Below are 21,458 nucleotides of genomic sequence, written 5' to 3'. Positions count from 1 at the left end.
TTGCGAAAGAGTTGATTGTATCGGTAATCCCGGGGTGACTAGGGTCTGACGCAGGGAAAGAGCGGTCGCGCTATTTCCCTGGAAGGAGTTCGTCATGCTCGAAAGGCTCGCAGAAGAATCGCGTTCCCGCCGTTTCCCGCAAGCCGAATCGATGGGGGACCGACCGGGCCGGGAATACCGTGACGCCCTCCGGGGGACGATGTGATCGGACGCCGTGAATTCCTCGGAGCGACGGCCGCGGCCGTCGCCGTCGTCGGCTTCGACCCCCTCGGCCGCGGCTGGGTCACCGAGGCCCAGGCCGCCGAACGGCCCTCCTCCGCGACACCGTTCGCGGGAGCGCCCGCCCTGGACGGCGAACTCGTCCTCGACGCGCCGTCCCGCGAGGCCGTCGCCACCGACCTCGGCAACATCACGTTCCACACCCCCGGCGCGGTCCTGCGCCCCGGCTCCGCGCGAGACATCTCCCGGATGATCCGCTTCTGCCGCCGGCACGGCATCCCCGTCTCCCCGCGCGGCCAGGCCCACACCACCTACGGTCAGGGCCTCTCCGACGGTCTGGTCATCGAGAACCGGTACCTCAAGCGCATCCACTCCCTCGGTCCCACCACCGCCGAGGTGGACGCCGGAATCCACTGGATGGAACTCGCCAAGGCGGCCTACGCGCACACGCCCCGGCTGACGCCCCCCGTCCTCACCGGCTACACCGGGCTGACCGTCGGCGGCACCCTCTCCGTGGGAGGCGTCGGCGGTCTGGTCGGCGGACTGCACACCGGCCTCCAGGTCGACCATGTCCGCGAACTCGAAGTCGTCACCGGCACCGGCGACATCGAGCGCTGCTCCCGGGACCGCAAGCCCGATCTGTTCGAGTCGGTACTCGGCGGACTCGGCCAGATCGGTGTCATCACGAAGGCGGTCATCGATCTCGTCCCCGCCAAGCAGCGCGCCCGCAGCTATGTGCTCGGGTACGACGACACCGCCGCGTTCGCCCGCGATCTGCGCCTCCTCATCGAACGGCCCGTCGTCGACCATGTCTACGCCGAGTTCGTCGCGCCCGGCACCTCACCGACGTACAAGATCCACGCCACGGTCTTCCATGAGCCGGATCAGCCGCCGCACGACCGGACGGTGATCGGTGGGGTGTCGGGCGTGCCGGAGATCCGGAACACCAGCTATCTGGAACACGTCTTCACCATCGACACCCTGATCGACTCGCTGCGGCAGACCGCCGACTGGGACCGGCTCGTCAAGCCGTGGTTCGACGTATGGGTGCCCGGCACCCGCATCGAGAGCTACCTCGCCGAGCTGATGACGACGCTCACCCCGCGCGACATCGGCCCCCTGGGCGCCGGACTGATCTACCCGCAGCGCCGCGCCCGGGTCCACAACCCCTACCCCCGGCTGCCCCGGCCCGACGGCTCCGACTGGGCGTTCATCGTCGATGTCAACACGGTCTCCGCCACCACGCGGCCCGAGCCGGGGTTCGTGGACGAGATGCTCGCCCGCAACAAGCGGCTCTACGCCCGCACCCGCGATCACCACAAGGGCACGCTGTACCCGATCGGGTCGGTGCCGCTCACCGAGGAGGACTGGCGCGGTCACTTCGGCGACAAGTGGCCGGCGTTCCGGGCGGCGAAGCGCCGCTACGACCCGGACCAGTTGCTCGCACGCGGTCAGAACATCTTCCGCGACGGCCGCTGATCCCGCGCGGACCGCGGACCGCGGACCGTCTGAGCTCTTCCGGAAGGACCGTTCAGGAAAAGGCGTGGGGGAGGCCCGGACATCATGTCCGGGCCTCCCCGTTCCGCTGCCCGCGTCCTCGGTGGCGCGCTTCGGATCCGTACGTCCCCGGCCGGAGCGAGTCCGGCCGGGGCATTTCCATGGGTGCGCTCTCCGGCGGTGCCCTTCTCTTCGGTGCGCTTCCCGTGGGTGCGCGACGGCGCGGGACTCAGCGCGCCACGGCGTACGACTGGCGGCCACGCGGACTCGCGGCGGCCAGCAGCAGGTCCCGCTCGGTGTCCACACCGACCGCGCACACCTTGCCCAGCGAGAACTCCGGCGCCAGTTGCACCTCATGGCCCCGGCGGCGCAGCTCCTCCACCACCTCGGGGTCGCAGCCCGCCTCGACGACCAGCCGCCTGGGCGCCGACTCGTGCGGGGTGAACGACGCCGCGAAGTGATCGGTGTGGAACGCCAGGGTCTCCGTCGCCGCCTGGAGATCGAGGCCGAAGTCGGCCACCGCGAGGAAGAACCCGAGCGTCCACTGGTCCTGCCGGTCGCCGCCCGGGGTGCCGAACGCGAGCACCGGCGCGCCGTCCTTGAGCACCAGGCTCGGGCTGAGCGTGGTGCGGGGACGGCGGCCCGGGCCGAACGCGTTGGGGTGGCCCGCCTCCAGATTCATCGTCTGCGCCCGGGTGCCCAGCGACAGGCCCGTGCCGGGGACGACCGGGGAGCTCTTCAGCCAGCCGCCGCTGGGCACGGCCGCCACCATGTTGCCGAACCGGTCGGCGACCACGACGGTGCAGGTGTCGTTGCGGGCCTCGGTGGCCCGCACCACCGTCGGCAGCCCGTTGTGGATCTGCGACATCCAGTGCTCCCGCGAGGGCGGCACCGGGTCCGACCCGTACCGCGGTATGTGCGGCAGCCGTCCGCCCGGGGAGCCGGGACGCAGCTCCGACGCGGCCTTCGCCCCGATCAGAGCGCGCCGCTCCCGGGTGTAGCCGGGGCTCAGCAGCTCGTCCAGGGGCACGTCCGCGTGGTCGGGGTCCCCGTACCAGGCCTCGCGGTCGGCGAAGGCGAGCTTGGAGGACTCGGCGACCGTGTGCAGGTACTCGGCGCTGCCGAGGCCCATACCGCGCAGGTCGAAGCCCTCCAGCAGTGCCAACTGCTGGAGGAAGACCGGGCTCTGCGACCAGACCCCCGGCTTGTGGACCGTGAGATCCCCGTACGCCAGATGCGCCGAATCCTCCACGGTGGCCCGCCAGTCGGCCATGTCCTGGCCGGTCAGCAGGCCCTTGTTGCGGCGGCCGGTGGAGTCGAGGACCTCGGTGGAGGAGACGTACGCGTCGATCGCCTCCGCGACGAACCCCCGGTAGAAGGCCCGTTCGGCGGCGGCGATCTGCGCCTCCCGCCCGCCCGGCGCGGCGGCCGCCTCCCGCAGCAGCCGCTTGTAGGTGTCCGCGAGCACCGGGTTGCGGAACCGCGAACCGGCGGCCGGCGGCCGTCCGCCGGGGAGGTAGACCCGCGCCGACTCCTTCCACTCGGTCTCGAACAGCGGGGCCAGCACCTCGATGGCGTCGGCGGCGCCCGCCAGCAGGGGGTGGCCGTGCTCCGCGTAACCGATGGCCGGATCGAGGATGTCGGCGAGCGGCAGGGTGCCGTGCTCCGCCAGCAGCCGCATCCAGGCCCCGAACGCGCCGGGCACCACGGCGGGCAGCAGACCCGACCCCGGCACCTGGTGCAGCCCGAGGTCCGTGATGCTCTCGATGGTCGCCGCCCGCGGGGTCGGCCCCTGACCGCACACCACCTGCACCCGGCCCGTGGACGCGCTGTAGGAGACGATCGGGACATCGCCGCCGAGGCCGTTGTAGTGCGGTTCGACCACTTGCAGCACGAAACCGGCGGCGGCCGCCGCGTCGAAGGCGTTGCCACCCTTCTCCAGCACCGACATGGCGGCCGCCGACGGCAGCCAGTGTGTCGAGGAGACGGCGCCGAAGATGCCGCTCAGCTGCGGCCTTCCCGCTTGGATGCCTGCGTTCATCGCGTCGGACCTTTCTGTGTCACTGCGTGTGCGTGTACCCATGGACGGGGGTTCGGGTGCCCTCCGAGGCCACCCGGAACCCCGTCCATGGGCAGACGGGGGAGGGAGCGGCCAGGGCCCTCGCGTCAGCCGCGCGGTTCGAGCTCGTAGAAGCACATACGGGGTCCGGCGGTCGCCCAGGTGAGGGTGCGGCGGCAGGTCAGCCGGGTCCGGTCGAAGATCCCCGCCCAGACGGCGCGGTCCACCGGGAAGCCCTGGTCGGTGAGGACGTGCATCAGGAAGAACTCCGAGTCGCTCTCCCGGTCGTCGTAGTGGGGCTCCGGTTCACCGATGAGCAGCATGCGCTCGCCGGTGAGGAAGTCCGCGTACGCGTCCAGGATGTCGACGACGGCCTTGTCGCCGTCCCGGAAGTGCTCGTGCAGCACCCCGATGCCGGTGATCACCTCGATGTCCGCGCACACCTCCTCGGGCCATGTCCCCGGGTCGAACGCGTCGCCGACGACGAACTCCAGCCGGTCCTCCAGGCCGTGGCTCCGCGCCAGTTCGCGGGCCACCTCCACCGCCGCGGGCGCGATGTCCAGACCGACCCCGGTGATCTCCGGATCGTTCAGGCAGGCGTCGACCAGCAGCCGGCCGCCGCCGCAGCCCAGGTCCATGATCCGTTTGGCGCCCCGGTCACGCATCGCCTCCAGTACGACCGGGGTGTAGTAGCGGCCGAAGACGGTTCCGCAGTGGCGGCTCAGCGGTCCGTTGCTGCGGTGCACATCGGTCCCGTACTCCGCGGCGCCGGTCATCAGCTCGTCCGCGCGCCCGACGACCGGACCGTAGGCCTCCAGATAGAAGCCCAGCCGGGCCAGCGAGATGTCCGAGGTCAGGAGCTCGCCGCGCCGGGTCAGCCGGTAACTGCCCCGCCATTGCTCCAGTACGCCCTTGAGGGCGAGATAGCGCAGCGTGTTCGAGGACACCCGGTGGTTCATTCCGTCGTACAGACCGCTCGCGGTGCTGTGCCGCCCCTCGCGCAGCCGCTCCAGCAGACCGGACTTCGCGAGCGCGTGGAGCGCGTGGCACAGATGCAGCGCGCCGAGCAGGTCCGGCATACCCGACAGCTTGAACTCCTCCCAGGTGCGGCCGAGTTCCTCGTCGCGGAGTTCGACCGGCCCGCCGTCGGGAGCGGGCCCGTCACCGAAGGCCGTGCCGGTGTGCCGCGTGGTGCCGTCGGGCGTCGGTATGCCGGTGTGCGGCGGGCCGGAGGTGCCGGGGGAGATGTCCATGGATGTGTTCCCTCTTCCCTTGCCTGATGGAGGCCTTCTGGAGGCTGAACGGGGTCGTACGGGGTCGTACGGAGGTCTTGCGGGGGAGCCCTGTGCTTCTGGAGCCGGATCAGAGCGCGGTGGACTCCGATCCGGTCGTCGCCCTCTTCCCGTCCGTCCCCTGCTCCTGGTTCCGGTCGTCCGGCTCGTCTTCCTGCTCCTGGCCCTCGCCCTGTTCCGGCGTCTCGCCGCCGCCGGGCCTGACGTGCCGCAGGGAGGTGGCCACCAGCAGGGACGAGACCGCGACCAGTACGGCGGCGATCAGGGCGATGACGCTCAGCCCGTACGTGAACGCCTCCCGGCCGGCCGCCACGAGCTGTGCGCCGAGGTCCTCCGGCAGGTCCCGCGCCACTTCGAGTGCCTTGGCCAGGGTGTCCTCGGCGGGGCCGAGGGTGTCCGACGGGATACCGGCGGGCGCGGTGTCCTCGACCTGGTCGCGGTAGAGCGCGGTGCCGATGCTGCCGAGGACGGCCAGCCCCAGCGCGCCGCCGAACTCGTTGCTGGTCTCCGAGACGGCGGAGGCCGCACCGGCCCGCTCCGGGGGAGCGGAGCTCACCACCATGTCGGTGCCCAGGTTCAGCGCGGGAGCGATACCCGTGGACATCACGGCGAGACCGGTCACCAGCAGGGCGAAGTCCGAGCTGTCGGCCAGCCATACGAGGACCGCGCCGCCCGCGGCCGTCGCGAGCACCGCGGCCATGATGTACGCCGGACGCACCCGGCGCAGCGCGGCGATGGCCACGACTGTGCCCAGCACACCGCCCGCGGTGCCCGGCAGGATCCACAGTCCCGCCTCCAGCGGCGACAGCCCGTGGACCAGCTGGAGCGACTGCACGATGAACAGATTGATGCCGAACATCACGAACGACAGGGTGGCCAGGGCGCCCAGCGACACCCGGAACCTCGGCTCGCCGAACAGCTTCAGGTCGATGAACGGGTCCGCCAGCCGCCGCTGGCGCCGCAGGAACACCGCACCCGCCGCCACACCGACGGCCAGCGCCAGCAGGGGCAGTACCTCCACCCCGTGCCGGGTGAGCTGCTTGATGCCGTACACCACCGGCAGTACGGCGGCCAGGGAGAGCAGCGAGCTGGCGAGGTCGAGGCTTCCGGCGGACGGCGAGCGGTACTCCGGCAGCAGCACCGGGCCGAGGGTCAGCAGCAGCACCATCACCGGCACGCCGACGAGGAACACGGAGCCCCACCAGAAGTGTTCGAGGAGCACCCCGCCGACCAGGGGGCCGATCGAGGCACCCACGGTGAAGGACATCATCCACGCCGAGATGGCGATGGTCCGCTGCCGCTCGTCGAGGAACATCACCCGCAGCAGCGACAGGGTGGACGGCATCAGGGTCGCCCCGGCGAGCCCCAGCAGGGCGCGCGCGACGATCAGGGCCTCGGGGGTGGTGGCGTACGCGGCGAGCACGGACGCCGCGGCGAACGCCCCGGCGCCGAACAGCAGCAGCCGGCGCCTGCCGACACGGTCACCGAGATTGCCCATGGTGACGAGGAACCCGGCCACCAGGAACCCGTAGATGTCGGTGATCCACAGCAGCTCGGAGCCGGTGGGCGAGAGGTCGGCGCTGAGCTGGGGGACGGCCAGGTGCAGCACCGTCATGTCCATCACGATGAGCATCGCGGGCAGGGCCAGGACGGCCAGCCCCACCCACTCCCGCATTCCCGCCCGGGGCGGGCTCTGGCCGGTCTCGGCGCCGTGGTCGGGTCGTGCGGACGTCATGAAACGCTCCTTGCGGATACGGGGTGAGCCGGTACGAGGTGGACGGCACCGGGTGGAACGGGAGAAACGGGGAGCGCTCCGGTGAGGGGCACTCAGGGGCGCGCGAGGTGCCGGTGGTCCTGGGCGGCGGGCCACCGGTCGTCGTTCTTGCGGTACCAGTCGACGGTTTCGGCCAGCGCCGTGCGGAAGTCGCGCCGCGGCTCCCAGCCCAGCTCGCGGCGGATGCGCCCGCTGTCGACCGCATAGCGCAGGTCGTGCCCGAGCCGGTCGGGGACGAGCTCGACGCTGTCCCAGTCCGCGCCGCAGTGCTCCAGCAGGGCTTCGGTGAGCTGCCGGTTGGTGAGTTCGACGCCGCTGCCTATGTTGTACGTCCGGCCCGGCAGCCCGGCAGTGCGCACCCGCTCCAGAGCGGCGACATGGTCGTCGACATGCATCCACTCCCGGGTGTTGCCACCGGTGCCGTACAGCGGGACCTTGCCGCCGTTCAGCAGCCGGGTGACGAACAGCGGGACGATCTTCTCCGGGTACTGTCCGGGCCCGTAGTTGTTGCAGCAGCGCGTCACCCGCACATCGAGCCCGTACGTCGTGTGATGGCCGAGCACCAGCAGATCGCCGGCCGCCTTGGAGGCGGAGTACGGCGAACTGGGCGCCAGCGGATGCTCCTCGGGCCATGAGCCCTCGGGCAGCGAGCCGTACACCTCGTCGGTCGAGACCTGCACGAAACGCCGTACCCCATGGCGTACCGCGGCCTCCAGCAGCACCTGGGTGCCGAGCACATTCGTCCGGACGAACTCCGCGCCGCCGGTGATCGACCGGTCCACATGGGTCTCGGCCGCGAGATGCACGATCTCGTCCGTGTCGGCCACGACCCGGTCCACGATATGCGGGTCGCAGATGTCCCCGGTCACGAAGCGGAACCCCGGACGGTCGCGCACATCGGCGAGATTGGCGAGGTTCCCCGCGTAGGTCAGGCTGTCGAGCACCGTCACCTGAGGCCGGGTGTCCGAGGCCAGCAGGGCCCTGGCGTAGTGCGATCCGATGAAGCCGGCACCACCGGTCACGAGAATGCGGGTAGGCATGGCACGCTCCTTCTTCCAAGGGCGGTTCGCCCGTCGAGGCAAGCGGAACGTGATCACTGCCGTCCCGGCCGGGACGGAGCGGTACGTACACTGCTGACGGCATGTCATCGGCCGTACGGTGACGTGATTCCGCGTTGCGTGGTGTGTGCAAGGACTGTGCATGGTGTGTGGATCGCGGGGAAGGCGGTGCGAGCACGGCACTGTCACGTCCGTACTGAGGGCCGAAGAAGGACTTCACGAACAGGGAGACTTGTTGTGTCTGGCGAGGGCCGGAACTTACGCAGGATCACGTGCGTCAAGGGAGGTCCGGCCGCCGCTCAGACCGAGCGCCGCGGACCCGCCGCCCCGAGACCGCACATCCTGGTCGCCTCGGACTGTCCATCGGTCGAAACGCTCAAGCAGGACCTGCAACGGCATGGATACGCCGCCGCGATCGCCGCCAGCGGCAGCATCGCGCTGGACACCCACCACGACAGTGACCTCGTGCTGCTGGACACCGACCTGCCCGATCTCGACGGGGTGTCGGTGTGCCAGTTCATCCGGCAGGTGAGTGATGTGCCGATCATCGGCTTCACCTCCTCCGAGGCCGAGGTGGACCGGGTGCTGCTGCTGGAGGCGGGCTGCGACGACTGCGTCGACATGCCCTACCGGGCACGCGAGTTGGTGGCCCGGATCAAGGCCGTGCTACGCCGCACCGGCACCCGTAACCCGACCGAACCGACCACGGGAGGGATGACCGAACTGCTGCGGTTCGGCCCGCTCGTCATCGATCCGAAGCGCCGCGAGGCCCGGCTGGACGGGACCACGCTCACCCTGACCCGGAAGGAGTTCGACCTGCTCCACCGGCTGGCCGCGGAACCCGAACGCATATTCCAGAGACAGGAGTTGATGTCCGACGTCTGGGACTACCCGGCGGACAACCGGATCAGCGTCCAGGAGAGCCGGACCATCGACACCCATGTCAGCAGCCTGCGCGGCAAACTCGGCAACAGCGAATGGATCACCACCATCCGCGGGGTCGGCTTCCGCTTCGGGCTGTCCGCCGCCGAGCCGGACCAGCCGGCCCCCGGCCCGGTGAAACCGGACCGGACGCCGGGCGTGGCCGACCTGGCCCTGCCCCGGCTGTTCAAGGTGCGAAGCTCCAACGGGTCTGCGCGACCAGGCCCTTGGTGAACGCGAACACCGTCCGGGGAGCCACCGAGAAGGCCCACGACCGGCCCACCGAACCGCTGAGCATGTCCTTCTCCACGACATAGTCCCAGCGCGGGCCGTACTTGTGGCGGAAGACCTCGGCGGCCTCCTCCAGCCGCCGCGCGTCCGTGACCCGCTCCGCCTGCCCCTCCAGCACGATGTCCACCCCGCTGTCCATCCGGTTCGTACCGGTCAGCAGCGAGCAGCGCGGATTGGAGACCAGGTTGCGGACCTTGCGTTCGTGCGGCTGCGAACAGAACCACAGCGCACCGTCGTGCCACGCCCCCGCCACCGGCGTGATGTGCGGCCGCGGGCTCGGGCGGACCGTGGAGATCCAGTACAGCTCCGCCTCGGCGAGCGTGGTCCGGGTCTCGGTCCACTGGGCGGGCTGGGCCCCCGGGCTGGTGTACCGGGGGTCCAGCTCCACGTCGTACGGATGATCGCTCATGACAGCTCCCCTGATCGTGAGGTCCCGGCGGGACCCGGCGACAGCATGGGCCCGGGCGACGCGGTGCTCTCCACATCGCGGGCGAGGTCCGGGTAGCACGCGATGATCTCGTCGGCCTGGGTCCGCGGGTCGTACTTCTCGCACAGCAGGTCCAGCACATGCCGGTCCCGCTCGCTGCGCCGCACGACCTCGTCGTACGGGGTACGGGTGAACGCGACGAGCTGGTAGAGCTGGGTGAAGTCCCGCGGATAGCGCTGGTGCAGCCGCGCTTCCAGCCCCTTGCGCAGATGGAACAGCTCGTCGTCTATATGGGTGTTCAGCTCCTCCAGGTTCGCCATCGACAGATCCGCTATCGCCTGGCCGGGTTCCACCCGCAGCTCGCTGAAGTCCGCCACCGCCGCCCGTATCGCCCCGTGCCGGTCGGCGTCGGCGGCCAGATGACGGTCCAGCAGCCCGCACAGCACCTCCGCGTCCTCGAAGCTGCAATTGATGCCCTGGCCGTAGAACGGGACCATCGTGTGCGCCGAGTCCCCGACGAGCACCGCGCGCGCGTAGTGGTAAGGGGCGCAGCGCACCACCTTCAGCAGCGCGGGGCGCGCGTCCCACACCTCACCCGCCACCCGGGGAAGCGCGTCCGCGATGTCCGGGTACTCCCGCTCGAAGTGCCCGCGTACGGCGTCCCGCCCGGGGAAGGCCCGGAACCGCAGCTCGCCGGCACGGCTGTCGACCGGCATGAACAAGGTGGTCGTCGCGGTGCCGTCCCGGTTGGGCTGCGCCTGGAGGAAGTGGTCGCCGCGCGGCCACAGATGCATCCGGTCCCGGCTCAGTGCCCGCGCGGCATCCGGCTCCATCGTCAGTTCGACATGGCCGTGCGAGATGTACTCCTGATGGATACGCATCCGCGCGCCCGACTTCGACAGTTCATGACGCAGGGTGCTGTTCGCGCCGTCGCAGCCGATCAGGATGTCCCCGGTGGCCCGGCACACCCCGCCGTCACCGGTCACGAACACCGCCTCCGCGCGATGCGCGTCCGCCGCGACACAGGAGTGCCCGAAGTGCACCACGGCCCCGGCGGCCAGCGCCTGAGCCAGAAGGATGCGCTGAAGCGCGGCGCGCGGCACCGACAGCAGATGGTGGTCGTCCCGCACCCCGTACGGCTGATGGGTGGGCGTACGGTCCCGGTGGTGCACGGTGCGCTGCCGCAGCACCTGCCCCACCTCGTAGAGCTGGGCCCGCAGGGCCGGGCGCAGGGCGCTCGACCCGCGGTGGGTGAGGGTCAGATTGAAGGAGCGGGCGGTCCCGGCGGAGGTCATGGTCCCGGCGGACTGCTTTTCGTGCATCTCCACCTCGAAGCCGCGTCGGCGCAGCTCGATGGCGAGGAGGCAGCCCACCGGGCCGGCTCCCACGATGACGGCCCTGACGCGGCGCCTGGCTTCTGACACGGGGGGTTCCTTCCTGTGGGGGTGTCGGCCCCGGTGCGGGACGGCCTTCGGCGGGTGGGGTTCCGCCGCGGGCCCTGACGTCCTCGACGGGGGGCCGTGCGGTTCCGGGCGCTGCGCGTCGCATGGCACACGCGGTACGCCTCACGGCACGCGCGGTGCGGGGACCTGGCCCGTCTCGGTGAAGTACCGCACCATGGAGGTGATCCACGACGGTTCGGGGACGGGCAGCTCCAGCCCCAGGTCCCGCAGCAGCCGGACCGTGCGGTCGTTGCCGTAGCTGTGGTCGGCCAGTTCCATGACGCCCTCACGGAACAGCGGCACCAGGCTCGCCAGGGAACGGTCACCGTCCTCGGCGGGCCCCGCCTCCAGCGCCGCCAGCCACTCGTCGGCCGACACCATGCGGGGCGCCCGGCCCAGCGACTCCAGGGCCGCGAACACCGAGTCCCAGCCCATGCCGACCGGATGGAAGACATGCACGGTCCTGTTGAACGCGGCCTCGGCCCCGGACAGCAGGACGACCGCGTCCGCGACGACATCGGCGGGCAGCAGGTCCACCGGCGGCCCCGGCACCTCCGGCGCGAGCCCCAGTTGCAGGAAGCTCTTGATCTGGAGCCAGAAGAAGTCGTCCGTGCGGCACGCGCCGCTCACGGAGTCCGGCCCGATCCGCCCGATCCGGTACACCGTCACCGGCACCCCGCGTTCGCGGGCCGCCATCGCGAGCCGTTCGGCGACCCACTTGCTCTGCGCGTAGCCGATACCGAGTCCCTCGGCCACCTCCGGCACGGTGTCCTCGTCGATGTACCCGCCCGGTCCTTCCGGAGAGAACACGGCGAGCGTGGACATGTGGTGGAGCGGCTTGAGCACGGTGTCGGCGCAGAACTCGGCGACCCGTACGAACCCGTCCACGTTCGTCGGCCGCACCGACGCGTACGGCGCGGCGAAGTTGATGTGCGCCGCCGCGTGGTACACGGCCTCCACCTGGCCGGCCAGCTCCCGGTACACCCCGTCGGCCAGCCCGAACCGCTCCCGTGACAGATCCCCGGGCACCGCCCGTACCCGCGACAGGTCCAGCCCCTCGTCGGCCCGGTACAGGCGCGCGCTGTCCAGGACGCGGCGCGTCGCCTCCTCGGTGGAGCCGGCCCGCACGAGACAGTGCACGACACAGCCCGCGGCCAGCAGCGAGCGGAGCAGATGGACCCCGAGGAAGCCGGTCACTCCGGTCAGCAGCACCGTCCGCGCGCCACCCGGACCCATGGGCCGCGCGCCGTGGGACACGTCCACGCTGTCCGGCAGCCGTACATCGGCCCACAGATCGGGCTCGCCCGCGTCGTCCGGCCCGCTGTCCCCGGTGAGCGCCCGCTCCACCCGCGCCGCCATACCCGCCACCGTCGGCTGGCTGAGCAGCGCGCTCAGCGGGACCTCGACCCCGTACTCCTCCTGGAGCCGGCCGCGCAGCCGCACCGCCAGCAGCGAGTGACCGCCCTGGCCGAAGAAGTCGTCGTCCGGCCCGCTCCCGGCCCCGCCCAGCAGCTCGCCCCACACCCGGGCGACGCCCTGCTCGGTCTCCGTCAGCGGACGTTCGGCGGTCACGGCCCCGCGCGGCGGTGGCAGCGCCGCCGCCATGACGGCCAGGGCCGCCCGGTCGGTCTTGCCACTGGGCGCCGTCGGCAGTTGGACGACCCGCACGAAGCGGGACGGCACCAGATACGCGGGCAGCGTGCGGCCCAGCAGCCGCCGCAACGCGGCCTCGTCCGGCTCACGCTCCGGCTCGCCGTCCGGGCCGGGCGAGGGGTCGGACCGCAGGAAGGCGACCAGCCGCCGGTCCCCGGGCCCGTGCTCCACCGCGACCACGGCCGACGCGGTCACCGACGGCAGATCACCCAGGACGGCCTCCACCTCGGCGGGCTCGATCCGGTGCCCCCGGATCTTGATCTGCTCGTCGACCCGCCCCAGATGCGTGAACCCGTCCCGGGGGGTGCACTTCACCAGGTCCCCGGTGCGGTACAGCCGGGCACCCGGCGTGGTGTCGTACGGGTCGGGCAGATAGCGCTCCGCGGTCTGCTCCGGCAGATTCAGATATCCCGGCGACAGGACCCGCCCGCCCACGTACAGCTCGCCCGGCACCCCGAACGGCACCGGCCGCCGGTCCCCGTCCAGCACATACATCCGCACCTCGCCCACCGTGTGCCCGATGGACGGCCGCTCCGGCCAGGACGAGGGGTCCGCGGGCAGCCGCAGCGCGGTGCACAGATGCGCTTCGGAGGGCCCGTACGCGTTGATCAGCCCGGCGTCCGTCAAGCGGCCGAACATCTTCCGCAGCGCGGGTGTCACCACCAGCTGCTCGCCCGTGGTGTACACCTCGGCCAGCTCCGGCAGCGGGATGTTCCCGCGCACGACGACGGACGCCAGCTCCTGGAGGGCCACGTACGGCAGGAACATCCGGGCCACCCGCCGCTCCCGCAGATACCCGGCCAGCCGGTGCAGATCCGTCCGGGTCTCCTCGTCGGTCAGGACCAGTGTCGCCCCGGCGCACAGCGCGCCGAAGATCTCCTCGAAGGACACGTCGAAGGACAGCGACATGTACTGGAGCATCCGTGAGGCCGCGCGCGGCCCGGACAGCTCCGCCTGGCGGTACGCCACATTGGTCAGGGTGAAGTCCTGGATGGCCACCCCCTTCGGCCGTCCCGTCGACCCCGAGGTGTACACCACGTACATCTCGTCGTCCGGACGCCGGCGCTCCGGCAGGTCCGTCCCGTCCAGCTCCCGCAGCCGCCCCGCCTCGGCGGCCAGGTCGAACACCTCGGTCCCGTCGGGACACGGGATGTCCGTGACCCCCCGGGTGAGCAGCAGACGGGGCCGGGAGTCCGCCAGCATCAGCGCGACCCGCTCCGCCGGATAGGCCGGGTCCAGCGGCACGAAGGAGGCCCCGGCCTTGAGTACCGCCAGCAGCGCGACGACCGCCTCCGGGCCGCGCTCCAGCAGGACCCCGACCCGCGTCCCGGGCCGTGCGCCACGCAGCCGCAGGGCCCGCGCCAGCCGGTTCGCCCGGGTGTTCAGCCGACGGTACGACAGGACGGTCCCGTCCACCGTCTCGACGGCGGTGGCGTCCGGGGACCGTGCCGCCCGCTCCTCGAACAGGTCGGTCACCGACCCCTTCGCGGGCCGGTCGTCGGCGGGCCCGTGCCAGACGGCCGCCAGCTCCCGCAGTTCCCGCTCGGGCACCCAGCGCAGCTCACCGACCGTACCGCCCGGCCGGTCGAGCAGGTCGGCCAGCAGCACACGGAACCGGCCCACGATCCGCTCGACGGTCGCGGTGTCGAACAGCGCCGGGTCGTACTCGAAGGTCAGCCCCAGCTCCTCGGCGCCCTCCTCCACGATCAGCGCGAGGTCGTACTTGGGGGCGCCGCTGACATGCCGCCACTCCGTGACACCCAGCCCCAGATGCCCCAGCACCCGGCGTTCCCTGGGCATCAGCGTGACCATCGTCCGGAACAGCGGGGAACGGCCGCCGTCCTCGCCCGAGCCCACCGCCTTCACCACGTCCTCGAACGCCGCGTCCTTGTGGCGCATCGCGGACAGCACCTCCCGGCGGGTCCGCGCCAGCAGCTCCCGCACGGTGTCCCCGGAGGTGACCCGGTGCCGCAGCACGACCGTGTTGACCAGGTGCCCGATCACCTCCTGGTCCATGGCCCGGTCGCGCAGCGACACCGGCACCCCGACCGCGAGATCCGTCTGACCGGTGTGCCGGTGCAGCAGCACGGCGTATGCCGCGAGCAGCGCCATCAGCGGGGTCACGCCCTCCGCAGCCGCCCGCTCCCGCAGCCGCCCGGCCTCGGCGCCGGTCAGTACGGTCCGTACGGCGCGTGCCGTGGCGGCGCTGGGCCCGCGCGGACGGTCCAGCGGCAGATCGAGCAGCGCGGGTACGCCCGCGAGATGCTTCGTCCAGTGCTCCAGTGACGCCTGCGGGTCCGGCCCGCCCGTCCGGCCGGTCACGACCTCCCGGAACTGCGGGGCGTCCGGCAGGGGAGTGAACTCTGCCCCTGCGGCGAGGTCTTGATAGAGCGTCAGCCACTCGTTCAGCAGGACCGACCAGGAGAACCCGTCGAACACGGCGTGGTGCACGTTCACCAGAAGGGCAGTGCCGCCCGCGCCCCCGGTGCCGCCCACACCTTCCGTACCGCTCGTGGCGTCCGCGCCTTCCGTACGGGCCATGCCGTCCGCACCGTCCGTACCGCCCGTGCCGGTCTCCACGCACAGTACGTGCAGCAGCGGTCCCGACCGCAGGTCCAGCCGCCTGCCCGCGAACTCGGCCGTCAGAGCCGTGAGGGCGTCCTCGCCGGACGCGGTCGCCGTCGCGAAGCCGAAGTCCGGTTCGGCCGCCACCCGCAGCATCAGCCGCCCGTCGTCCGCCATCGCGAAGGTGGTCCGCAGACTCTCGTGCCGTGCGACGACATGCCGCAGCGCCCGCCGCAGCAGCCCGGCGTCCAGCGACCGGGGGAAACGCAGCAGCACGGGCGAGTTGTACGCGGTCGGGTCACCGAACTCGCACGCGTACCAGATCCCGGCCTGGCCGGACGTCGCCTCGGTCTCCGCGTCGGTCGCGGTGCCGATGCCGCTGTCGGTGGCTCCGCTTGCCGGTCCCGGCGCGGTCCCGGTGTCCGTGCCGGCCGCCCGGCCGGTACGGGGGGTGCCTTCCCGGCGGCGGGCGCGCAGCAGGTCGGACAGGGCGCGGGGGGTGCCGCACCGGGCGATGTCGCGCGCGCCGACGTCCAGGCCCAGCAGGGCTTTGAGATCGGCGGCGTAGGCGTCGGCGTGGCTCGCGGCGAACGGGTCGTCGGCCGTCGCGTCCGGGCGGCCCGTGGTGTGCCGCCAGCGGTCCAGGACGACGCTCAGCAGGGGGTCAGTCATGAGCGGTCACCTCCGTGCCGTCTCTTCGTCCGCGGGTCCGCCGTCCGGGGCCGTGCCGTCCCCGGCGGTGCCGTCCCGCAGCGCGCGTATGTGCCGTGCCAGGGACTCGGCGTTGTCGTGCTGGAAGATGTCCTCGGCCCGTACGCCCACCCCCATCACGTCCTGGATGTTCGCGGCGAGCCGGATGAGCTGGAGCGAGTTGGCGCCGGACAGCACGAACGAGTCGGCGGTGCCGATCCGTTCGCGGCCCGTAACCCCGGCCAGCAGTCCGACGACCGTCGACGCGACCGGATCGTCGGCCGTCGTCGTGGCCTGCCCGTCGTCCGGCTCGACCAGCACCGCGCGCGGCTCCTGGAGGGCCATACGGTCCAGCTTCCCGTTGTGGTTCAGCGGCAGCTCGGACAGATGGTGCACCCGCGCGGGCAGCATGTAGTCGGGCAGCCGTCCGCGCAGCTGCGACAGCAGCGCCTCGGTGCCGGGCGGCTCCCCGGTGGCGGTCGTGCAGAACAGCACCAGCTCGCGCAGCCCGTCCGCCGCGTCCACCGCGCGCACCACCGCCCGCTTCACCGCGCCGGTCTCCTCCGCGGCGAGTTCGACCTCGCGCAGCTCCACCCGGAAGCCCCGGATCTTGACCATCTGGTCCGCCCGCCCCGACAGCACGACCTCGCCCTCCGGTGTCGTGCGTGCCATGTCGCCGGTACGCAGCACCCGCGTCCCGTCGAGCTCGGGGAACTTGCGGGCGGTCAGCTCCGGCTGGTCGAGATAGCCCTGGGCGAGCCCCGCGCCGCTGACGCACAGCTCACCCACCTCACCGGGCCCGCACGGGGTGAGATCGTCACGCAGCACATGCAGCCCCACCCCGGGCAACGGCAGCCCCACCGGGAACACCTGGCGGCGCAGATCGTCCTCGTTGAGGGCGTGCACGGCGGTCAGCGCCGAGTTCTCCGTGCAGCCGTACGCGTTGTACACGGTGCCGCCGACGGCCTTCAGGGCGCGTGAGAGATGGACGGGGGAGGGGAAGTCACCGCTGACGATGACCGTGCGCACCCCGGCCAGCGCCTGCGGGTAGCCGTCCACGAGCAGGTTGAACAGTCCGCACGGCAGATTCAGGAACGTCACCTTCCGCTCGGTGATCGTCGCCGCCAGATCCGGCAGCGACGGCAGCTGCGGCGGCGGTACCACCACCCGTGCCCCGTGCAGCAGGCTCAGCCAGATCTCCGTGGTGGACGCGGCGAAGGAGTACGGGGCGAGCTGGAGGAAGCAGTCGTCGTCACGCACCTCCGCCTCGCCGTTGTGCTCGGCGACCCGGGCGATCGCCCGGTGCGGGACGAGCACCCCCTTGGGACGGCCCGTGGACCCGGAGGTGAACATCAGATACGCGGTGCTCGCCGGGTCCACCGGCTCCGGCAGGTTCCCGCTCCCGTACGTGGCGCTGTCGGACAGCAGCTCGTGCACGTCCCGCTCGGCGGTCACCGACCCCAGGCCCGCCGGTACGTCCCGCAGGGTCAGCGGTGGCGCCGCCTCACGGACGATCGCCCGGCGCACGGACACCGGGTGCGCCGGATTCAGCGGCACCACCACCGCCCCCGCCTTCAGCACCGCCAGGATGACGACGTACAGCTCCAGCGACCGCGACATGTGCAGGCCCACCCGGCTGCCCGGCGTCACCCCCTCGCGCTCCAGCCGGCGGGCGAGACGGTTCGCGGACGCGTTGAGCTCGCGGTAGGTGAGCGAGGCCGTTCCGTACTCCAGCGCGGTCTTCTCCGCCGCGACCGCGGCGGCGGTCTCGAAAGCGGTGGTCAGAGCGGGCACGTCCTTCAGTTCGTCGATGGCATGCATGCAGACTCCAGCGGACGGAAGGTCGGGTGGACGCACGACGGCCCGGCGCACACCGGGTGCGCCGGGCCGTCGTCGTGACGGAGATATGGGGGGCGGAAGGGACGGGGACGGGTCAGGCGGTGGACGGTTCCGCCGCGGGCAGCGACGCCCTCAGGAACCGGGCGGTCGTGGTGTCGGCGGACTCCGCCATCTCGGCGGGCGTACCGGTGAACACCACCCGGCCGCCGTGCTCGCCCGCACCGGGCCCGATGTCGATGATCCAGTCGGCGTGCTTGGCGACGTCCAGGTCGTGCTCGATGGCGATGACCGTGTTGCCCGCGTCCACCAGCCGGTCCAGCAGCGCCAGCAGATTGCCGACATCCGCCATGTGCAGCCCGGTGGTCGGCTCGTCGAACACGTACACACTGCCGCGCTCGTGCAGCCGGTCCGCGAGCTTCACCCGCTGGCGCTCACCGCCCGACAGCATCGACAAGGGCCTGCCCAGCGTCAGATAGCCCAGGCCGACCTCGTGCAGCGGGTCCAGACGGCGTACGACGGCCGGGTCGTCGAAGTGGTCCCGGGACTCGGCCACCGTGAGGTCAAGCACCTGGGCGATATCGAGGCCCTTCACCCGGTGCTCCAGTACATCGGCGCGATAACGGCTGCCCTCGCACAGCTCGCACACCGTGGTCACCGGGTCCAGGAACGCCAGATCGGTGGTGATCGTGCCGCGCCCCTTGCACTCGGGACAGGCGCCCTTGGCGTTGAAGCTGAACAGGCTCGCGTCCAGCCCGTGCGCCTTCGCGTACTGCTTGCGCACCATGTCCCAGATACCGGTGTACGTCGCCGGGGTGGACCGGGGGTTCATGCCCACCGCCGACTGGTCCAGCACGATCGCCCGCGGATGCTCTTGGGTGAACACCTTAGACACCAGGGTGGACTTGCCCGACCCGGCGACCCCGGTGACCACCGTCAGCACCCCGGTCGGGAAGTCGACGTCCACCTCGCGCAGATTGTGCAGCCGCGCGCCACGCACCGACAACTGCCCTGTCGCCGTCCGGGGCGCGGGCTTGAGACCGGGCTGGACCCGGAAGTGCCGGCCGGTGAGCGTCCCGCTGTGCGCCAGCTTCTCCACGGTGCCGGTGAACACGATCTCACCGCCCCGCGCACCCGCCTCCGGACCCATGTCGATGACATGGTCGGCGATGGCGATGACATCGCGGTTGTGCTCCACGATCAGCACGGTGTTGCCCTTGTCGCGCAGATCCAGCAGCAGCCGGTTCAGCCGGTCCACGTCATGGGCGTGCAGTCCCACACTCGGCTCGTCGAAGATGTACGTCATCCCCGTCAGCGCCGAACCCAGATGACGTACCGTCTTCAGCCGCTGCCCCTCACCGCCCGACAGGGTGCGGGTCGGCCGGTTCAGGGTGAGATACCCCAGCCCCACCGAGGCGATCCGGCGCAGCGAGGCCAGCGCGGCCGGTACGACCGGGCCGGGCCACCGCCCGGCCACCCGCTCCAGCTCCGTCACCAGGTCACCGATCTCCATCGCGCAGTAGTCGGCGATGTTGCGGCCGTCGATCGTCGAGTCCAGGGCCGCCCGGGACAGCCGGGCGCCTCCGCACTCCGGACAGGTCCGCTCGGTGACGACCTGCTCGGTGGACCTGCGCTCCTTGTCCTTGAGCGACTCCAGACCCGGCTTCACGAACCGCCGGGTGAGGCGGGGCACCACACCCTCGTAGTCGTTGATGGCGACGTTGTTGAGATCGTCGGGGCGGATCGTCTGGAAGCCCTCCCCGTGCAGCAGCAGGTCCATCTCCTGTTTCGTGTACCGCGCCAGCGGCTTGTCGGCGTCGAACACCGGCTCCAGGTCCTGCTCCCGGGCGCGCCCCTTCTCGTACCGGCTGATCTGCGCGTAGCGCTTCCAGTAGTTGGTGCCTACCGCGAAGTTGGAGTGCCGGATCGCGCCCTCGTTCAGGGACTTGTCGAGGTCCAGCAGCTTGTCCAGGTCGAGCTGGAGGGTGGCGCCGAGACCGTCGCAGTGCGGGCACATGCCCTGCGGGTCGTTGAACGAGTAGAAGTTCGACGGTCCGGCGCTGGGCTCCCCGTACCGCGAGAACAGCACCCGCAGCACCGGATTGACCTCGGTCATCGTGCCGACCGTGGAACGGGTGCCGCCGCCCACCGGCTTCTGGTCCACGACGATCGCCGGGGCCAGGTTCTCGATCAGGTCGAACTCGGGGCGCTCGTAACGCGGCAGCCGGTTGCGGATGAACGCGGGGAACACCTCGTTGAGCTGCCGTTGCGACTCCACCGCGATCGTCCCGAACACGACGGACGACTTGCCGGAGCCGGACACCCCGGTCACCACCGTCAGCACGCCCAGCGGGATGCGCAGGTCCACCCCCTTGAGGTTGTTGGCCCGCGCCCCCGTCACCACGATGTGCTGCCTGTCCTCGCGCATGGGCGATTCCCTCTCCTCACTTGCCGCTGTTCACTCGCTGACCTGCTGTCATCGGCCTCTCACCACTGTGCCCGCCGTGGCGGTCCCGGCGGCGTCCGCCGCGAGGTCGCCCATCGAGATCCGGCCACCCCGGGTGACCAGGTCCACCAGGAACTTCTCCGCCGAGGCGTCCGTACCGCCGCGCGCCCCGGTGAGGCCCGCGAACCACTCCGCGCTCGCCGCCCCGATGCGCTGGGTGTGCTCCACCGCCGGCCGCCGGGCCGCCTCGTACGCCGTCAGCGCCTTCGGCAGCGACGGTTCCACGCACAGGGCGGTGACCAGCGCGTGGGCGTCGTCCAGGGCGAGGCGGGTGCCCGAACCGATCGAGTAGTGCGCCGTGTGCGCCGCGTCGCCCAGCAGCACGACGTTGCCGCTGGACCAGACGGCGTTGCGCACCTGGACGAAACGGCTCCACCGGGACCGGTTCTCCAGCAGCCGCGCCCCGGCCAGGGGCTTCGCGAACAGGGCGGCCACCTCACCGGTGTCCGGCCGGTGCGCGGCCTCCACCAGGAAGGTGCCGCGCCCGGGACCGAACGGATAGGCGTGGGCGACCACCGGGCCGTCCGGGGTGTCGGCGACGAAGAAGGACAGCGAGTCGAAGGCCCGCTCGGCCCCCAGCCAGATGTAGTGCGGCGCGGTGTGCGCGGTCATGGTGCCGAAGCGGTCGGCCAGCGCCGTACGGGTCGCCGAACCGGCCCCGTCGGCCGCCACCACCAGGTCGTACAGACAGGACAGCGCGTCGGTGTCCGGGGCCGGGACGCCCTCGTGCAGGACGACTCCCAGCTCCGCGCACCGGCGGCGCAGCACCCGCAGCAGCGCGCGTCGGCTCAGCGCACCCAGCGGGGGCGCGGACACGCTGAGGGTCCGCCCGTGCCGGCGCACGGCGATCTCCGCCCATCGGGTCAGGTGCGGTTCCAGCGCGTCGGCGAGCACCGGGTCGGCATGCCGGACGGTGTCGGTGGCGGCGGGCGGCAGGATGACGCCGAACCCGTAGGTGTCGGCCACCCGGTGGCGTTCCCACACGGTGACCTCGGTCCCCGGGGCGGCCAGCCTCATGAAGGCGGCGAACGCCAGCCCTGCCGGGCCGCCGCCGCTGACAGCGATCCTCACGGTGTCTCCTCGGTGCGGTGCGGTGCGTGCATGGAGTGCGGTGTCGCGCGGTGCGGTGAAGGGCGGCGCGGTGCGGTGGACCCGGTGCGGTCGGCGTCGGGTCGGTGCCGAACCGTTCGTCCAGGACCCTTCGTCCAGGACCCTTAGCCCGGGACCG

12 protein-coding genes are annotated in these 21,458 nt (G+C 71.7%); 2 read left to right on the top strand and 10 right to left on the bottom strand.

The window, feature by feature from the left end:
• Positions 1–201 precede the first annotated feature (201 nt).
• Positions 202–1,698 (top strand): FAD-binding protein, encoded by a 1,497-nt coding sequence (locus tag AB852_RS15480; RefSeq protein WP_073788440.1) that lies wholly within the window; start codon positions 202–204, stop codon positions 1,696–1,698.
• A 247-nt stretch (positions 1,699–1,945) separates the two neighbouring features.
• On the opposite strand, the gene AB852_RS15475 is transcribed toward AB852_RS15480, so the two are convergent.
• The 4 genes from AB852_RS15475 to rfbB all read right to left on the bottom strand — a co-directional run bounded on the left by AB852_RS15475 (position 1,946) and on the right by rfbB (position 7,881).
• Positions 1,946–3,757 carry a gamma-glutamyltransferase family protein gene (locus tag AB852_RS15475; RefSeq protein WP_073788438.1) on the bottom strand — a complete coding sequence of 604 codons (1,812 nt, stop codon included), beginning with the start codon at positions 3,755–3,757 and terminating at the stop codon, positions 1,946–1,948.
• 125 nt (positions 3,758–3,882) lie between these two features.
• Positions 3,883–5,028, bottom strand: coding sequence for an SAM-dependent methyltransferase (locus AB852_RS15470; protein ID WP_079184632.1), 1,146 nt, complete (start codon positions 5,026–5,028; stop codon positions 3,883–3,885).
• A 109-nt stretch (positions 5,029–5,137) separates the two neighbouring features.
• Positions 5,138–6,802, bottom strand: a complete 1,665-nt coding sequence (locus AB852_RS15465) for an MFS transporter (protein WP_073788436.1) — start codon at positions 6,800–6,802, stop codon at positions 5,138–5,140.
• Between the two features lie 92 nt (positions 6,803–6,894).
• Positions 6,895–7,881 (bottom strand): dTDP-glucose 4,6-dehydratase, encoded by a 987-nt coding sequence (rfbB, locus tag AB852_RS15460; RefSeq protein ID WP_073788435.1) that lies wholly within the window; start codon positions 7,879–7,881, stop codon positions 6,895–6,897.
• A gap of 255 nt (positions 7,882–8,136) precedes the next feature.
• Here rfbB and AB852_RS15455 point away from each other — a divergent pair, with 255 nt between their 5' ends.
• Positions 8,137–9,054 (top strand): winged helix-turn-helix domain-containing protein, encoded by a 918-nt coding sequence (locus AB852_RS15455; RefSeq protein WP_073788433.1) that lies wholly within the window; start codon positions 8,137–8,139, stop codon positions 9,052–9,054.
• On the opposite strand, the gene AB852_RS15450 is transcribed toward AB852_RS15455, so the two are convergent.
• The 6 genes from AB852_RS15450 to AB852_RS15425 all read right to left on the bottom strand — a co-directional run bounded on the left by AB852_RS15450 (position 9,008) and on the right by AB852_RS15425 (position 21,301).
• Positions 9,008–9,520, bottom strand: a complete 513-nt coding sequence (locus AB852_RS15450; RefSeq protein ID WP_073788431.1) for a pyridoxamine 5'-phosphate oxidase family protein — start codon at positions 9,518–9,520, stop codon at positions 9,008–9,010. The two genes, AB852_RS15455 and AB852_RS15450, sit on opposite strands and share 47 nt — an antisense overlap.
• Positions 9,517–10,962: an FAD-dependent oxidoreductase gene (locus AB852_RS15445; RefSeq protein ID WP_073788429.1), complete on the bottom strand. Its 1,446-nt coding sequence runs from the start codon at positions 10,960–10,962 to the stop codon at positions 9,517–9,519. The genes AB852_RS15450 and AB852_RS15445 overlap by 4 nt, the downstream gene beginning before the upstream one ends.
• 141 nt (positions 10,963–11,103) lie before the next feature.
• Positions 11,104–15,870, bottom strand: a complete 4,767-nt coding sequence (locus AB852_RS15440) for a non-ribosomal peptide synthetase family protein (protein ID WP_079184631.1) — start codon at positions 15,868–15,870, stop codon at positions 11,104–11,106.
• A 6-nt stretch (positions 15,871–15,876) separates the two neighbouring features.
• Positions 15,877–17,709 (bottom strand): non-ribosomal peptide synthetase, encoded by a 1,833-nt coding sequence (locus AB852_RS15435; protein WP_073788427.1) that lies wholly within the window; start codon positions 17,707–17,709, stop codon positions 15,877–15,879.
• Positions 17,710–17,821: 112 nt separating this feature from the next.
• Complete coding sequence (locus tag AB852_RS15430; protein ID WP_073788425.1) at positions 17,822–20,152, bottom strand: excinuclease ABC subunit UvrA; 2,331 nt, start codon at positions 20,150–20,152, stop codon at positions 17,822–17,824.
• Positions 20,153–20,200: 48 nt separating this feature from the next.
• Positions 20,201–21,301, bottom strand: a complete 1,101-nt coding sequence (locus AB852_RS15425; protein ID WP_073788423.1) for an FAD-dependent monooxygenase — start codon at positions 21,299–21,301, stop codon at positions 20,201–20,203.
• Positions 21,302–21,458: the final 157 nt, after the last annotated feature.

The sequence above is a fragment of the Streptomyces uncialis genome (genome assembly GCF_001905345.1).
In the GTDB taxonomy this organism is placed as follows: domain Bacteria; phylum Actinomycetota; class Actinomycetes; order Streptomycetales; family Streptomycetaceae; genus Streptomyces; species Streptomyces uncialis.
Note: the sequence above shows the minus strand (reverse complement) of the source record. Positions and strands in the feature narration are given on the sequence as shown.

Excerpts from the sequence above, each read along its gene's own strand:
- AB852_RS15475 (WP_073788438.1), bottom strand. The coding sequence starts at position 3,757 with ATGAACGCAGGCATCCAAGCGGGAAGGCCGCAGCTGAGCGGCATCTTC.
- AB852_RS15470 (WP_079184632.1), bottom strand. The coding sequence starts at position 5,028 with ATGGACATCTCCCCCGGCACCTCCGGCCCGCCGCACACCGGCATACCG.
- AB852_RS15465 (WP_073788436.1), bottom strand. The coding sequence starts at position 6,802 with ATGACGTCCGCACGACCCGACCACGGCGCCGAGACCGGCCAGAGCCCG.
- rfbB (WP_073788435.1), bottom strand. The coding sequence starts at position 7,881 with ATGCCTACCCGCATTCTCGTGACCGGTGGTGCCGGCTTCATCGGATCG.
- AB852_RS15450 (WP_073788431.1), bottom strand. The coding sequence starts at position 9,520 with ATGAGCGATCATCCGTACGACGTGGAGCTGGACCCCCGGTACACCAGC.
- AB852_RS15440 (WP_079184631.1), bottom strand. The coding sequence starts at position 15,870 with ATGACTGACCCCCTGCTGAGCGTCGTCCTGGACCGCTGGCGGCACACC.
- AB852_RS15435 (WP_073788427.1), bottom strand. The coding sequence starts at position 17,709 with ATGCATGCCATCGACGAACTGAAGGACGTGCCCGCTCTGACCACCGCT.
- AB852_RS15430 (WP_073788425.1), bottom strand. The coding sequence starts at position 20,152 with ATGCGCGAGGACAGGCAGCACATCGTGGTGACGGGGGCGCGGGCCAAC.